General features: G+C 50.6%; 12 protein-coding genes. 4 read left to right on the top strand and 8 right to left on the bottom strand.

Translation table 11 applies throughout. From position 1 onward, the window contains the following. The first annotated feature begins 96 nt into the window (after window positions 1-96). Together ACTRXH_RS04700 and ACTRXH_RS04705 are read left to right on the top strand one after the other, a co-directional pair. Window positions 97-1,533, top strand: a complete 1,437-nt coding sequence (locus ACTRXH_RS04700; RefSeq protein WP_474280886.1) for a DUF2254 domain-containing protein — start codon at window positions 97-99, stop codon at window positions 1,531-1,533. A gap of 18 nt (window positions 1,534-1,551) precedes the next feature. Continuing rightward, window positions 1,552-2,037 carry a cupin domain-containing protein gene (locus ACTRXH_RS04705; protein ID WP_474280888.1) on the top strand — a complete coding sequence of 162 codons (486 nt, stop codon included), beginning with the start codon at window positions 1,552-1,554 and terminating at the stop codon, window positions 2,035-2,037. Window positions 2,038-2,110: 73 nt separating this feature from the next. On the opposite strand, the gene ACTRXH_RS04710 is transcribed toward ACTRXH_RS04705, so the two are convergent. Both ACTRXH_RS04710 and ACTRXH_RS04715 read right to left on the bottom strand, forming a co-directional pair. Beyond that, on the bottom strand, window positions 2,111-3,145 hold the full coding sequence (locus ACTRXH_RS04710; protein WP_474280890.1) for a hypothetical protein: 1,035 nt from the start codon (window positions 3,143-3,145) through the stop codon (window positions 2,111-2,113). 157 nt (window positions 3,146-3,302) lie between these two features. Further along, the gene (locus tag ACTRXH_RS04715; RefSeq protein WP_474280892.1) at window positions 3,303-5,765 is read right to left on the bottom strand and encodes an EAL domain-containing protein; all 2,463 of its coding nucleotides are present in this window, start codon (window positions 5,763-5,765) and stop codon (window positions 3,303-3,305) included. 243 nt (window positions 5,766-6,008) lie between these two features. Here ACTRXH_RS04715 and ACTRXH_RS04720 point away from each other — a divergent pair, with 243 nt between their 5' ends. After that, entirely contained in the window at window positions 6,009-7,094 is a 1,086-nt protein-coding gene (locus ACTRXH_RS04720; RefSeq protein WP_474280894.1) for a GGDEF domain-containing protein, read from the top strand. A gap of 139 nt (window positions 7,095-7,233) precedes the next feature. Further along, the gene (locus ACTRXH_RS04725) at window positions 7,234-8,634 is read left to right on the top strand and encodes a cell wall-binding repeat-containing protein (RefSeq protein ID WP_474280896.1); all 1,401 of its coding nucleotides are present in this window, start codon (window positions 7,234-7,236) and stop codon (window positions 8,632-8,634) included. 47 nt (window positions 8,635-8,681) lie between these two features. Here ACTRXH_RS04725 and ACTRXH_RS04730 read toward each other — a convergent pair whose 3' ends face one another. The 6 genes from ACTRXH_RS04730 to ACTRXH_RS04755 all read right to left on the bottom strand — a co-directional run bounded on the left by ACTRXH_RS04730 (window position 8,682) and on the right by ACTRXH_RS04755 (window position 14,751). Next, window positions 8,682-11,042, bottom strand: coding sequence for an FdhF/YdeP family oxidoreductase (locus ACTRXH_RS04730; protein ID WP_474280898.1), 2,361 nt, complete (start codon window positions 11,040-11,042; stop codon window positions 8,682-8,684). A gap of 123 nt (window positions 11,043-11,165) precedes the next feature. Beyond that, window positions 11,166-11,522, bottom strand: a complete 357-nt coding sequence (locus ACTRXH_RS04735; protein WP_474261603.1) for a Na-translocating system protein MpsC family protein — start codon at window positions 11,520-11,522, stop codon at window positions 11,166-11,168. Between the two features lie 56 nt (window positions 11,523-11,578). Further along, entirely contained in the window at window positions 11,579-12,832 is a 1,254-nt protein-coding gene (locus tag ACTRXH_RS04740) for an L-lactate MFS transporter (protein WP_474280901.1), read from the bottom strand. A gap of 5 nt (window positions 12,833-12,837) precedes the next feature. Continuing rightward, the gene (locus ACTRXH_RS04745) at window positions 12,838-12,978 is read right to left on the bottom strand and encodes a hypothetical protein (protein WP_474261605.1); all 141 of its coding nucleotides are present in this window, start codon (window positions 12,976-12,978) and stop codon (window positions 12,838-12,840) included. Window positions 12,979-13,085: 107 nt separating this feature from the next. Continuing rightward, window positions 13,086-14,249 (bottom strand): MFS transporter, encoded by a 1,164-nt coding sequence (locus ACTRXH_RS04750; protein ID WP_474280904.1) that lies wholly within the window; start codon window positions 14,247-14,249, stop codon window positions 13,086-13,088. Between the two features lie 148 nt (window positions 14,250-14,397). Next, window positions 14,398-14,751: a hypothetical protein gene (locus ACTRXH_RS04755; protein WP_474280907.1), complete on the bottom strand. Its 354-nt coding sequence runs from the start codon at window positions 14,749-14,751 to the stop codon at window positions 14,398-14,400. Window positions 14,752-15,013: the final 262 nt, after the last annotated feature.

Genomic DNA, 15,013 nt, shown 5'->3' on the forward strand with positions numbered 1-15,013 from the left:
TATTTTCCGGTACTTATTTCATTTACCCTTCGGAACCTTTATGCTTAACTGTAGCGGAAATTATACAAACTCTTAAAAAAGAAAGCGGGTGAAACCATGCTTCATATGCTGTTTCGCATGATGCCGGCACCGGTAAAACGGCTGCTCAGCATGTCCTCCCGCCAGCGCTGGCACGAAACGCGTGCCAGCCTGTGGGTGCTGCCGGCTATTTATATTATTATCGCTTCTCTTTTATCGATTCTCTCGTTTTGGATCGAATTCAGCCTCCGGCCGGGATGGACACTTTTGTCAGCATTCACGACAGAATACTCGCTCACCCAGACGATGTACAGCACCATGCTGTCCGGGGTGCTGACGCTCAACGCGTTCACCTTTAACTCAATGCTGATGGTGCTCACGAACATGTCGAACCAGTTCACGCCGCGGGTGCTGCTCAATTTCATTTCCAACCGCCGCACACAGCATGCGATCGGTATCTTTAACCTCTGTTTCTTCTATCTGCTGATCGTATTTTTCTTTTTGGATTCGTCCATCAGCCAGTACACGGTTTTTCCAATTGCGGGCGTGCTCATGACGGCCTTTTCGGTGCTGAACTTTATTTTGTTTATTAACCACGCCACCAAATGGATGCAGCCGCCAAGCATTACGACAGACATGAAAAAACAGTCTGAGGAACGGATTTTAAACACGCTCTACTACGACCTTGAAAAATACCGGGCCGACAACCCGGACCACCTCAGCCTTTCCTATCTGCCGCAGGAGAAACAGGACCAGGCAACAAAGGTGGCGTGCGAAACGTCCGGCTACCTGCAGATTGTCGATTTTGGCAAGCTGATCCAGGAAGCCCAAAAGGATGGCCTCGTGATTCAGCTGCACTGCAATATTGGTGATTTCCTGCTGCCCGATTTGACACTCTTTTCCTACTGGACGACCGAGGGCACCACCGTGGACGAAGTGGATGAGCAGAAATACCGGCGCATGCTGTTTCTCGGTGACCGGCAGAACGAAATTCAGGATCTCGGATTCGGAGTCCAGAAGCTGAAGGATATCGCTGTGAAGGCGGTGGCCAACGATGAACCGGGGACACTTAAAGACACGCTGTATCAGCTGATTGACCTGCTGCTTTCCATCGCCAAAGTCACCTCGTTCACACCGTATTTGTCCGACGGGGAAAACGCGCTCCGCGTCGTCATGAAGCAGGAGTATTTTGACGATTACCTGTATACGGCCTTTGGACACATCAGTGTTTATGTGAAAAACGACCCCGTTCTCACCAATATGCTGCTTGAAACGCTCGTGCTGTTAGCCCGCTCGCTGCCGGAGGATAAAAAACAAATCTGCTGGAGCTACGGCCAGGTGGTCGCCCAATCATTCGCGGAAAAATTCGCCTATGAATTTGAAAAGCGCTCCTTTTACAGCCACCTGCGGACGCTTTCGATCGAAGCCCGTGACCCAAAGACTTTCCAGCAGCTGGTGCAGGAATTCATTGAAAAAGGAACGCTGCCCGCAACGTATAAAGAAAATTACAGATAATAAGAGGGAGGCTTCTCTATGACTAAAGCTGACGAATGGATCCGAGAACTGCAGCTTGAACCGCACCCGGAGGGCGGCTTTTTCCGGCAGACGATGAAATCGGAGGAGACAGTCACTACGCCTATTGGCAGAACCCGCGCCCAGTACACGAGTATTCATTTTCTCGTCCGTTCCGGTGAGCCTTCCCGCCTCCATCAGCTGCAGTCGGACGAAATGTGGTATTACCATACCGGCGCTCCGCTTGACGTGCATATGATTCATCCAGAGAGCGGGCACCATGAAATTATGACGCTTGGACCGAACCCCGCTAATGGCGAAGTGCTTCAGGGCATCGTGCCGAAGGGAACCATATTCGGGGCCGAAGTCCGCAAACCGGAGCAGTTCGCACTTGTCAGCTGCGTCGTCGTTCCCGGCTTTGACTTTGCCGACTTCGAGCTGCTCGCGCGTGACGAACTTACCGCTGCTTATCCAAAACACCGGGAAATGATTGAGCGGCTGACGTGATAAAGCATAGGAAAAGCCCGTGCAGACTCATTTGCGCGGGCTTTTCTCTCTAATAAATTATGGCTTGAAAGCTTTAGTTTTTCGCTCCCCATTCTTTTTGATCCAGTAAATCTGCTATTTCTTTTGTATTTAATTTAAGATTAAAGCCTGGGACGTCTGCTAAATCAAAATACCGCTGCCCCATCAGCCCTCCTGATGTTGTTTTTTTGTACTCCATCCCCTCAAATTTATCTACAAAGAAAAAACGATGCCCTTTAGCAATTAAGAACCCCTGCTCTTCTTTTGCTTTTTGAATAACTTGTTTAACAATACTTTTTTGTTCCTCAGTAATATCCTTAATTTGCGTCTCGATTACCAAAAATTCATCGGTCTCTTCGTCGTATTCAATATCGGCACTGTTTGTGATTTGACCGATACCGCGTACTGCTTTGTTTGCATACAAGCCTAAGTACTTATGCTGCTGATAGCCCCGGGATGAAGGAGCATAGTACACTCCGTACTCCATGTTCTGATCCAGGGAACTGCTGGCTAAAACCACTCTCATTTTTGTATGGGAATTATCAATCAGCCCTGCTTCATTACAAAACGCTGCATAATCCTCTACTACTTCGCCCAGCCCAAAATGCTGGCTTTGGATGACCTCTGCTGCTTTATCACAAATTTCTTTAAAAGTTACTGGTACGAATATAATTTTATTCTCTCTTTGTTCATTAATAGCGGTTAACTCTTTGATAATTTTTGTTTCATAGGCTTTATCAATAGGAGTTTTGTTTATCCAAAGAAGTACCTGCTGGTCTTCATTGTTAAAGGAGTTATGGTGTTTAATTAATTGCTGAATCTGTTCTTGACCATACAGCTTTGTTTCGATAATGATTTTAAAGCTCTGCTGACGGATCACTCCGTCTGGCACACTTTCTTTTGCCTTTACCTGTTGTTCAAACGACAGTCTCGTATCGATTTTCTGATCCACTTTTTCAATTAAATTGTTCAAAAACTGATTGAACGTGTCCGCGCTGTAATTATACAACCGATTGAACAAGAGCAGTGTATTGTTGGTGACCATATTTTCTTTTTGTGAATACCTTGGAAAATAATGAACCTGGGACATAACAAACCTCCATAAATAAGCTTTTTGAACTAAGTCTTAAAAATTAATTTACACTAATTGTAATTTAATTTCCAGAAAAACATTATGGATGATAAGGATAATAGCGTTTCCCCAGCAAAAAAGCCCGTACAGACTCATCTGCGCGGGCTTTCCAAATTCAAGACGTATATTTTTCATCCCGGCGCCCTGCGTATTCGTTTATCGCTTCAGCCGGGAGCGGCGGGCTGTAGTAATAGCCCTGGTATTCTTGGCACGCTTTTTCCGAGAGGAGGCTCAACTGCGAGCTTTTTTCGATTCCCTCTGCGATCACGTTAAAGCCAAGACGTTGGGCCATATGGATAATGCTTTCCACGATCGCTTCCTCGCGCTGCCCGTCCTCGATGTTGTCCATAAACGATTTATCGATCTTAAGTGTATTCAATGGAAAGTCCTTCAGGTAGCTGAGCGATGAGTAGCCGGTGCCAAAATCATCAAGAGAGATGCGGATACCCCTGGCCCGAATGCTTTCCATCAGAGGCACCGACCGTTCCGGATCCTGCACAATGCTTTCCGTCAGCTCAAGCTCCAGGTATTCCGGGGGAAGGCCGGTATTTTCAAGAATTTCCATAACCATATTCAAAAAGTCCGGCTGCTGGAACTGAAGGGTGGAAATATTCACTGACATTCTGGTTACCGTGCTTCCGGCTTTTTTCCATTCTGCCATCTGCCGGCACGCCTCCTGTAGAATCCAGCGCCCGAGCGGGATGATGAGTCCGGTTTCTTCAGCAAGCGGAATAAATTCTCCCGGCGGCACCATTCCGAGCTCCGGGTGCCTCCAACGCACAAGTGCTTCATAGCCCTTTATTTCTCCGCTGACAACGTCCACCTGCGGCTGATAGTACAACAAAAATTCTTCGGTGATGATGCCCTTCCTAAGTCCGGACTCGAGCAGCATTTTTTTGGACACCTCTTCATTCATATCGGCCGTGAAGAAGAAGTACTGATTTGCGCCGCTGCTTTTCGCTTTGTACATCGCCGTATCGGCATGCTTTAGCAGGTCCTCCGCTGTTTCCCCGTCCTCCGGATACACACTGATGCCAATCGAGGCGGAAATAAACAACTCATTTTTCTCTATTGTGACCGGTTCATTCAATACCTGTACCAGCGAATGAGCCGTGTTCCCTGCCCCGTAGCCGGTAGACTCCGGCAAAATAACCACAAATTCATCCCCGCTCTGCCTGGCCAGAAAATCCGTTTCCCGCAGACGCTTTTTCATCCGTTCAGCGGCAATAATTAAAAGCTCATCACCAATACGGTGCCCGTAGACGTCGTTTACATTTTTAAACCGGTCCAGGTCAACAAACAGCACGGCCAAATTCGCCTGAGACAGCTGCTCAAGCATATGGGTAAGATGCTCGTTCAGCATACGCCGGTTCGGCAGCCGGGTTAAATCATCCCGGTAAATCAGCTCCTGGATACGTTCATTCTGTTTGATACGCTCCGAAATATCGCGCACAATTCCGGTATATACTTTTTGGCCCCCGCTTCCCTGCCGGGAAAAGGAAAGCTCGAGCGGAAATGTCCAGCCATCGCAGTGCAGCCCTTCCAGCTCAACGAGTGAGGCACTTTCCACATCCTCGCCGGTTTGATGAAAATACTCCACCCTTCTTTGATACGCACTTGGAATAATCGTTGAAAGCGGCTCGCCGATAATATCTGCCTGCCGGTGTCCGAAAATACGCTCTGCCGCATCATTCCAGGATACAATTTTCATATCCATATTGGACGTAATAATTGCATCGTTCGCCGTATGAATAATGCCCCGGTACAAATCATCGATGTAATCCAGCTCGTCTTTCTTAAATTCGATCTGACGTTCAAAAACAGCCACAATGGTCGTAATAACTAAAATCATCATAATTCCAATACCGATAAAAATGGACAAAAGCTCCGTTTGAACGGCAGTGCCATCCATTCCCATTCCGGCGCTTCCGTGTTCAAATGACGCTCCGGCCATGCCTGTATAATGCATGCCTGCAATAGCCGCTCCCATCAAAAGCGAACTTCCGATAAAGCCGATCTCCTTCCAGAGGCGTTTTTGAATGGACGGCACGACCGAAAGCAGCCGCAGAGCGGTAAACGATGCCAGATAGGCAATCACGACGGATATTATCACAAGTACCGGGCTGTACTTTATCTCTGCATTCATCTGCATCGCTGCCATGCCGATATAGTGCATCGACACAATGCCGCTTCCGATAAAAACAGCGCCAAGCAGGTGCCACCGGAGACCCGGTTTGAAAAATTGCAGAATCAGAAAAGCCAGCCAGCTGGCCCCCACCGCCATCACAATGCTCAGCACAAGCAGCCCCGGGTCATATGTAACCGGCATACCCACATCAAGTGCGAGCATAGCAATAAAATGCATCGACCAGATACCGCCGCCGAGACACAAACCGCCGCTCATGGCCCAGACGGCTTTATGCTTCGATCCGGCCGCTTTTAGTCGGCCGGCGGCGTGAAAGGCTGTATAGGAGGCAAATGCCGCAATCAAAACAGACAGCACCACTAGTCCAGGACTGTACGATTCATAAGTAAGCTCCACCACGTTCACCCCGAATTCATAGCATTTTCCAAGCATAGAATATTACACATCTATGTCTTTTATCGGCAGGACCATGAATATAGTTGAGCTTTAGTCAAGCAAGTACAGTGTTAGTGCTTTATGACTAATGTCCAAGCTTTTCAACGTATCGTTCGTTTTTACTTATTTTCATCTTTTCGTTCCTGTTCCTTTTTTTGGATCAAAGAGGTGCTATTATTGGGATAAAACTCTTGTTTGAATCTAAAGTTCAGCTTGAGCCAAGCAGCGACGGGGGATGCTATGCTGTCAGGATTTTTTATTAATATAACTATTCTTATATCGTTTATCTATTTGTTTCACCGCCTGCTTTATAAAACACCTTTAAGCACGGCTTCACCAGTAAAACAAAAAATAGCTGCCGGTGCCGCCAGCGGGATGCTGGGGCTTGTCCTGCTTGCCTATACCATTCCGCTGAACGAGACGACTATCATCGACCTCCGGCTCGTGCCGGTTACGTTGATGGCTGTCTTTGGAGGCTGGGTGCCGACTATTATCACCGGAATGATTATCGCAGCCAGACGGCTGCTCATGGACTTCAGCCCTTCTTCCCTCCCTGCCCTGCTCCTCATTGCTTTCAGCGTAGTCTCAGGCGGGATCGTCCATACTGCCGTGAAAAATATCTGGCGGCGGGCGGCCTGGATGATTGGACTCACCACTCTTTATATGACATTGATGCTTTCCATACTGATGCCGTTAACGGTCTCGCTTCCTGTTTCGGCTTTTTATTTTCTTGCCTCCCTTACAGGTACAGGTGTTTCTGTTTACATGTTTGTTCATTTAAATAAAGTGAACCAGATGTTTAACCGCTACCAGTACCAGGCGTACCGGGACAATTTAACGGCGCTGTACAACCAGCGCGCCTTCCAGGAGCTGCTCGGGCAGGCCGCAGAGGAATATCCCGCAAGCAACCGCTCCCTGTCGCTTTTAGTGCTTGATATCGACTATTTTAAGCAAATCAATGATACGCACGGACACCTCGAGGGCGATATGGTTTTAAAGCAGCTCAGCCATGTAATCGTTGCTTCAATCCGCCCGGGTGATGTTGCCTTCCGCATCGGCGGCGAAGAGTTCGGCGTGATTCTTTACGACTGCGATGAAACGCACGCATTAACCATTGCCGAGCGCATCCGTGCCGATGTTGCCCGAACCCCGTTCATCGTTGCCGGGCGCCCCGCTCCCGTCTTCATCACCATTTCGATTGGAGTCGGGGCCTACCCGGCCTCCGGAAAAAACGTTCATGCTTTGTATGACCTGGCGGACCAGGCGCTGTACCAGGCAAAACGACAGGGACGTAACTGTATTTGTACTACTGATGAAGTTGGTTAATAAACATGAATAACATCTGCATGAAACAATAAATAAGACCTAATACCTAAAGTGGTACTATTAAATTTAACTTTATGCCTTTATGCTTAGAATACATTATGTTTTGAAAAATATGTATTCTAACTATAAGGAGCGTTTTATGCATACACATATTAAAGCTATGTTCGCCATAACTGTTGTCGTGGCATTTTTTTTGAGTCTTTCCATCAGCGTTAAAGCAGAAGCAGCTGAACGAATTTCCGGAGATGACCGGATCGGCACCGCTATCGAAATTTCTCAGTATGGTTGGGAAAACAGTGATTCAGTGGTCATTGCCAGATCTGACCACCCTGCAGACGCTCTAGCTTCGGCGGGGATTGTGGAAATGGCTGATGCACCCATCCTGCTTTCCAGAACTAATTCTTTAGATCCGCGTATCATGGAGGAGGTTCTTCGACTTGATGCTAAAACTGTTTACCTGCTCGGCGGAGAGGCAGCTCTTTCTTCCAGCGTAGAACAGGAGTTTCTAAGTGCAGGGATCAATGTGGAACGCGTATCCGGAGCAACCAGATATGAAACAGCGGAAGAAGTGAATGACACTGCCGGCTATTCCAGTGCTTCTTCGGCCATTCTGGTCAGCGGGGAAGTAGCTGCCGACGCTTTAAGTGCGTCCGGCATGGCTGTAGATGACAGCCTCCCTATTTATTTAACGAAAAAAGACAGCCTTTCTACTGACCTTCCCCCTTCAGTCAATTATGTCACTATTTTTGGCGGCACTAATGCCGTCAGTTCCCAGGTTGTCGAGGAATTGGAAGCTGAAGGAATTAAAGTAAGAAGAATTAAAGGTGACACTCGTTACGAAACAAGTGTCAAAGCGGCTGCGTCTTATTCACCCGGCAATTACAATCTGCTGGTTCGCGGCACTTCCGTAAAAAGCGATGAAGAAGATTATCCTGATGCCGTAGCTGCTGCCGGCCTCGCGAATAAAATCGGAGCGTCTATTGTGCTTTCTCACCCTTCACAGGCACAGGCCTCCACCACCAATTATTTAAACAGCTCGTATAATACCAACATTATTTTAGGCGGAACGGCTGCTATATCGGAGCAGGTAAAGGTTTCCTATGAAGAAGCTGCTCCCGGAGATGCACCCGACAGTGTCGAATTAGTGGAAGGCATATCCACCTATACGATCGATAATATTATTGAGTCCGGTGAAAAATATATCGGTACGCCTTACCAATTTGGGGCCCCGCCCTATACCACGTCCACATTTGACTGTTCCTCCTTTCTTCAGCTTATATTTGCAGAAAATGGTATTACACTGCCCAGAACTTCCCGGCAGCAGTACCAGGAGGGTGTAGAGGTGCCGGAAGACCAACTCGAAAAGGGCGACCTCGTCTTTTTTGACACCACTAATGATGGTTCCATTAACCATGTCTCGATGTACATCGATGAAGAAACGCTATTTCATGCCACCCTCAGCAGAGGAGTCGACTATACTGGATACACAGATTACTGGAAAAGTCATTTAGTCGGTGCTAAGCGTATTACAGAAGAATAAAAAGAACCCAGGACTGCTCAGGTTAAGAGCTCATCCTGGGTTCTTTTTTACGCCCCTGGCGTATCCTCAAGATCATCCACCCGTTTTTCCAAATACTCGGTATCCTTGCGGGCGTTGAATTTTTCGGCTTTTTCCACCTTTACGCCGATATTGTAATCCGGTATTTTCGCAAACTGCTCGTAGCGACCCTTTGGCAGCAGGAAGTTACCCTCAGGAAAATGGACGCCCAGATTGCCCTTCGCCATGTCAGCAATCCGCGCCCGGCCCTGAAACACGCCGTACTGGTTGTACAGCACGACCGCCTCGCCGTCAGCGATCCGGTTTTCCTTCGCATCCGCTTCGTTCATGAGCACGTCATCACGCTCCGCCCCGTTGATCGGATCGGTTTTTTTGTAGACCATCGAGTTAAACTGCTTGCCGCGCCGGGTCGTCAGGTAAAAGTCACCCGGCTGCCGGTTCAGGTCCGGAATTTCGACCGGAATCAAATTGCCTCGTCCATCAGTTGTCGGACAGACGCCGCCTTCGCACAGCCATGCCCCGCCCCACTGGAACACGTCGCCCTGCTTTTTCAGATGCTGGACGCCGTTGTAGTTCGGGTTCGCCTTGGCCATTTCCTCGCGTACCTCGCAGCCATCCTTAAAATCAACCAGATGAGCCGTTTCCGGTTTCACGCGCCTGGCGAGGTCAATATAGATTTTCCATTCCGCCCGTGCTTCCTCAATCTTGTTTTTGTTGCCTTCGATTTCCGGGGAAAAATAGACCATCCGCTCGGTCGAGGTCGACGTGCCGCCGTCCTCCTGCTCGTAGCGGGTTTTCGCCGGCAGCACAATCACCGCCTCCTTCGCATCCACTAGCGTCGACGTATTCAGGATGATGTCCTGGTGCACACGGACGTCGAGCTCCGAGAGCGCCTGTTCCACAAAATCCGGATCCGGCATCGTTTCCAGGAAGTTGCCGCCGGACAGGTAGTACATTTTGATTTTGCGCTCGTGATCCTCAGGCAACATGATGTTTTCAAGCGTCACGCCGACGACGTCCCCCTGCCATTTCGGAATGTCAAAGCCCCAGAGCTTTTCGATCCGTTCGATGTTGTCGCCTTTAAAGTCGCCGCCCGGAAGCACAAACGGATCGGCGCCCATTTCTCCGCTTCCCTGCACGCTCGAATGGCCGCGAAACGGCATCAGGCCGCTGTACTGACGGCCGAGAAAGCCGCGCAGCAGCGCGAGGTTTGCCACCTGCGAAATGTTGTCGGTTGCAAACGAATGCATCGTAAGCCCAAGCGCCCAGGCGAATACGGCGTTTTTGCTGCGGGCAAGCAGGTCGGAAAGCTCGATGATCCGCTCGCGGGTCACGCCGGAGGATTCTGTAATTTCTTCCCACGACTGCGCCATTACCTGCTGCTTCAGCTCTTCGTAGCCGTTCACGTGCTCGTCGACGAAGTCATGGTTGATCGCAGATCCCGGCACCTCTTCCTCCATGTCGAACCAGTGCTTCATGATGCCGTGCATAAACGCAATGTCGCCGCCGATATTAATCTGGTAAAAGTCGTCCGCAACCTTGGTGCCAAACAGCGCCGATTCCGGATTCGACGGAATCCAGTACTCGTCCATCGACGGCTCGCGGTACGGGTTGATGACAATAATTTTCGTGCCCTTTTTCTTCGCCTCGAGCATGTATTTCGTAGAGACCGGCGAGCTGTTGGACGCCACGCTCCCCCAGAACATCAGCACGTCGGTGCCGATCCAGTCCTGATAGTTGGCTGTCGATGCCCCGACCCCGACCGATCGCTTCATCGCGGTCTTACTCGGCGAGTGGCAGATTCTCGACGCGTTGTCGATATGGTTTGCCCCGAGAAACCGGGACACCTTGGCGGCCACGTAGTACGATTCGTTCGTAATGCCGCGCGACGTTAAGTAGAACGCATACTGCTTCGGGTCGAGCTCCTTCATTTTATCCGCGATCGTATCCATCGCGTCGTCCCAGCTGAGCCGGGAAAACTTGCGCTCGCCCTTGCGGCGGATCATCGGATACGGCACCCGGCCGAGCTCCCGGAGTTCGGTGCTCGAGTATTCGCGCAGCTCATCAATATCCTTGTTTAAAATCTCATCCTCTACTGCCGGCATCGTGTTCAGCCGCAGCACGTTCAGCCGCGTCGTACAGATGTGCGGGCCGCTGAGCGTCTGGTCGTACAGCCCGGATACTCCGAGGGCGCAGCCGTCGCAGACGCCCTTCGTAATAATGTTTTTCGCGTAGCCGAGGTTGTCCTTGTTGCCCCAGGCGATTTTCATCGAATCCCGGATATGCTTCGGCTTCACCTTGCCGAGACCGAACGGAATCGGGCTCACCCAGTGCTCCGGCGCCGGCATTTTGGCTTTTTTCATTGGTCCCTGGTGCTTGGTTTCTCCCATAATCAATAACTCCTTTATGTGTAATAATAAAAAAACCACCTCACGCCCCGGAGCCTGAATCGCCCGGAGCGCAAAGCGGTTGAGTCTTTTGCAGGGTCGCTGCGAAGTGCCTAACCTGTGTATTTAAGAAAACTTCTCCTGAATATTGTCACTGAACACGAAGATCGACATGCCGAAATCCTTTTCGATATCAATATCCACATACAAATCGACGAATGTGCTGCCGAGGAATTCTTCCATCTCCACGGGATGGTTCTTTTTGTACATGTCCTTCACCATCTCGGTCCGGGCCGCCCGCAGCATCTGTTCACCGTTGTCGGCGGCAGCGATAAACTTTTCCACCGGCGACAGGTTGCCCTCCATCTCGCAGATGGCCCAGTGCTTGCAGAACGTGGTGTTGATTTTGCCCGGCCCTTTGCCCATATGGCGTTTGCGGAACGCTTTGACCAGATTACTGAACTCAGCTTCGTATTTGTTCATTTTTTTCACCTTTACTATTTATGCTCTCTAAATCTTATGCGCCGCGGCCGCAAAAATCAACTCGAAAGTCTCTCTGCCTTAGCCGGCTCAGCGTTCGCCTGCTTCAGCTGGCGGATATCGATACGGATTAAGAGCGATACGAGAAGCGCGACGATAAACATGCTGCCAAAAATCGAAAGCGTGAGCGCGTAGCTCTCGGTGACCCCGCGGATCCAGGAGGCAAGCAGTGGTCCCACCAGGCCGGCTGCCGCCCAGGCGGTCAGCACGTAGCCGTGAATGGCACCGAGCTGCTTCGTGCCGAAAATATCGCCAATATACGCCGGAATGGAAGCAAAGCCACCGCCGTAGCAGGTCATGATTAAGAACAGCGCCAGCTGGAACAACAGCGCGACGGTCAGGTTCGGCAGCGCAAAGAAGATCACGATTTGAATCAGGAAAAAAGCCGTGTACACGTTCGGGCGTCCGAGATAGTCGGAAATACTCGCCCAGGCAATGCGGCCGGCGCCGTTGAAAAAGCCCATCAGGCCGACCGTGGTGGCCGCAGCGGCTGCCGACAGTCCGGCAATTTCCTGCGCCATCGGGGAAGCCACCGATAAAATCGCGATCCCGCACGTGACGTTAATGAACAGCATCACCCACAGGTACCAGAAGCGGCGCGTTTTGACCGCCTCGTTCGCCGTCAGCTGCGCAAGGTCCGGCTTCTGCTTTCCAACAGCCGTGTATTCCTTCATGTATCCTTCCGGCGGACGCTCGAGGTACAGCGCCGAGCTCATCATCACGATAAAATATACTGCTCCTAGAATGAAAAACGTTAACGGAATGCCGGTGCCTTCAATGAGGGAGGCCATCACCGGGCTTGCGATCATCGCCGCAAAGCCAAATCCCATAATCGCAAGCCCCGTAGCGAGACCCCGGCGATCCGGAAACCATTTCACGAGTGTCGACACCGGTGTGATGTAGCCAATGCCAAGACCGATACCGCCAAGCATGCCGTACGTTATGTATAACAGCCACAGTGACTCCATCATCGTCGCTGCCCCGGAGCCGAGCATGCCGAAGCCGAAAAAGCTTGCGGCAACCATCCCCGATACCCTCGGGCCATGCTTTTCAACGAAGTGTCCCATAAATGCAGCCGACAGCCCCAGAAACAGGATCGCAATGCTGAACGTGAGCGACACGGCGCTTAAATTCCACCCGTAGGCGTCAATGAGCGGATTGGTGAACACGCTCCACGCGTAGACCGATCCGATCGAAATGTGAATCCCGACAGCCGCGAGCGCAATCAGCCAGCGGTTTTTTGTTTTGTTCATTTCTCTCACTCCCCAATATGTAATAATAAAAAAAGCGCCGCCTGCTCCGCCGGGATAAAAATCCCCAGCAGAAACAGAACGACGCTTAGCTTCAGGCAGGACCTCTGCCGAAATACCAATGTAATCGTTTCCATAATTATACTCATTTAAAACCGCCTGCAGGAGCGCTGCCGCGATGTTTAAATGTTACAGCTTTCTGAACATCTTTATCATAGCTGTTTTCGGGCTGAATTTCAATTGTTTTTTCAGTAGGTCAGGTTTTCGCTTCACTTCCCCGCACCCGCGGCGCCCGGTATGCCATGAGCGCGATTACCATGGCGACCACCACAAGCGCGCTTCCGGCCCAGGAGGTGGCGGCAACGACGGACTGCTCCACGACAATACCGCCGAGAATCGAGCCGATCGCAATGCCGACCTGGAGCGCCGACGTGTTGACGCTCTGCTGGATGTCGGACGTTTCCGGTGCTACCGCAATCAGATAGCTCTGCTGCGCCGGCGCAATCGACCAGCTGAGAATACCCCAGATAATCACAGCTATGATAAAGAGCGCCATCGAGTTGGTCGCAAACGGCAGAATGAATAGGATAACCGCAAACGACGCAATGAACGTGAGCGACATTTTTTTGGACCCAAACTGATCGGTGAGCCAGCCGCCGATGCCTCCGCCGGAGACCGCCGCGGCCCCGAAAATAAAGAACATGGCGCTGATCCAGAATGAATTCAGTCCCATCGTCTCCTGCATGAACGGGTTAAAGTAGCCGTACAGCGTATAGTGGCCCGCAAGCACCAGAAGCGTCACGCTGTGGATGCCGACGATCTTGATATCTTTAAGCGAGCGGATCTGCTGGCCGACAGTAACCACCTGCTCCGGTTGCATGCGCGGCAGAAAGCGGATCATGACGGCGCCGATCAGCACCGTCAGCATCGCGATCATCACAAAGATGATCCGCCAGCCGAACGCCTCCCCGATGAGCACCCCGAGCGGCACGCCGAGGACGAGCGCCGAGCTGACCCCCATCGTCACGAGGCCGATGCTGCGCGAGCGGTATTTCGCTTCCACGAGCTTGGGTGCCATCGTAAGCGCAAGCACAATAATAAGCGCCGCACTCGCTGCGGTTACAAACCGGGCGACCATAAGGACGGTAAACGTCGGTGCCAGGCTTGCGCCTATATTGGCAATCGCAAATACCGCAAGCGCCCATATGTACACCGTTTTCCTTTCCACATTGGACGTAAATGACAGCAGAAGCGGGCCCGCCACCGCAAAGACGAGGGCAAAAATGGTAATCAGCTGCCCGGCAATAGCAATCGACACCGATAAGTCCTCCGAAATGAGCGGAAGAATCCCGCTGATAATCAGCTCGACCATGCCGACGATAAACGCCGACACCGCCAGTAAGTAAACACGTGAATTCATAGCACAGTGACCTTCGAAAGACGCCTCCGCCTTTCGTTCCTTTCTATCCTAAAATTTTCTATCTCATTCTAACACGAACCTCCCACCGGAAACGATCATCTGCCTGCATAAAAAAGCAGCGCCCCTAACGGGCCCTGCCTTCTCTCATTTATATCAGCTGCACATTTTGTGTCGGTTTTTCGTGATTCTGGTACTGTTTGGCCATAATGCCTTCCGGGGTAATCTCCCAATTAGTGATCGAAAGAACCAATTCGTGCCGAAAACCGGTCAGGCGGCAGGAGGCAAGCTCCTCTATGTGTACCGGGCGTCCCTGCAGTTCTTCGAGCAGTTCATACGTTTCCGGCTTCCACATCATATATTCGTTATAAAAGAAGGGAATGAGCAGTCCTTCTTTCCGTTCCTTAGCCTGTTCGTAGTTCACAATTGCACTATCACGAAAAAGAGAGCCGATGTCTTCCCAGCGATCCGAGCGGACCTGGGCAGCAATGAATGTGTTTCTCATCTGTGACAACTCCTTTCCCCTCTCTATTCCCAGAAGAAAGGAAAGTTAGTCATGAATGGTGAATGTTTTCATAAGAAGCGCACAAATTCATTGCGGCTGAAGCAGTTCCACCAGCGGCAGTGCCACTGCGCCGAGCATGGTTGCTTTGCTGCCAAATTCGGTAATGACGACTTCTGTCTGCTTGGTCTGCTGAGTGAGAGTTTTTTCTTGAATGGTTTGCTTAGAGCTTTTTTGACCTTACCACGATGAGAAAGCCTCCCTT

It is taken from the genome of Marinococcus sp. LNHM5E3-2.1 (assembly GCF_056034365.1).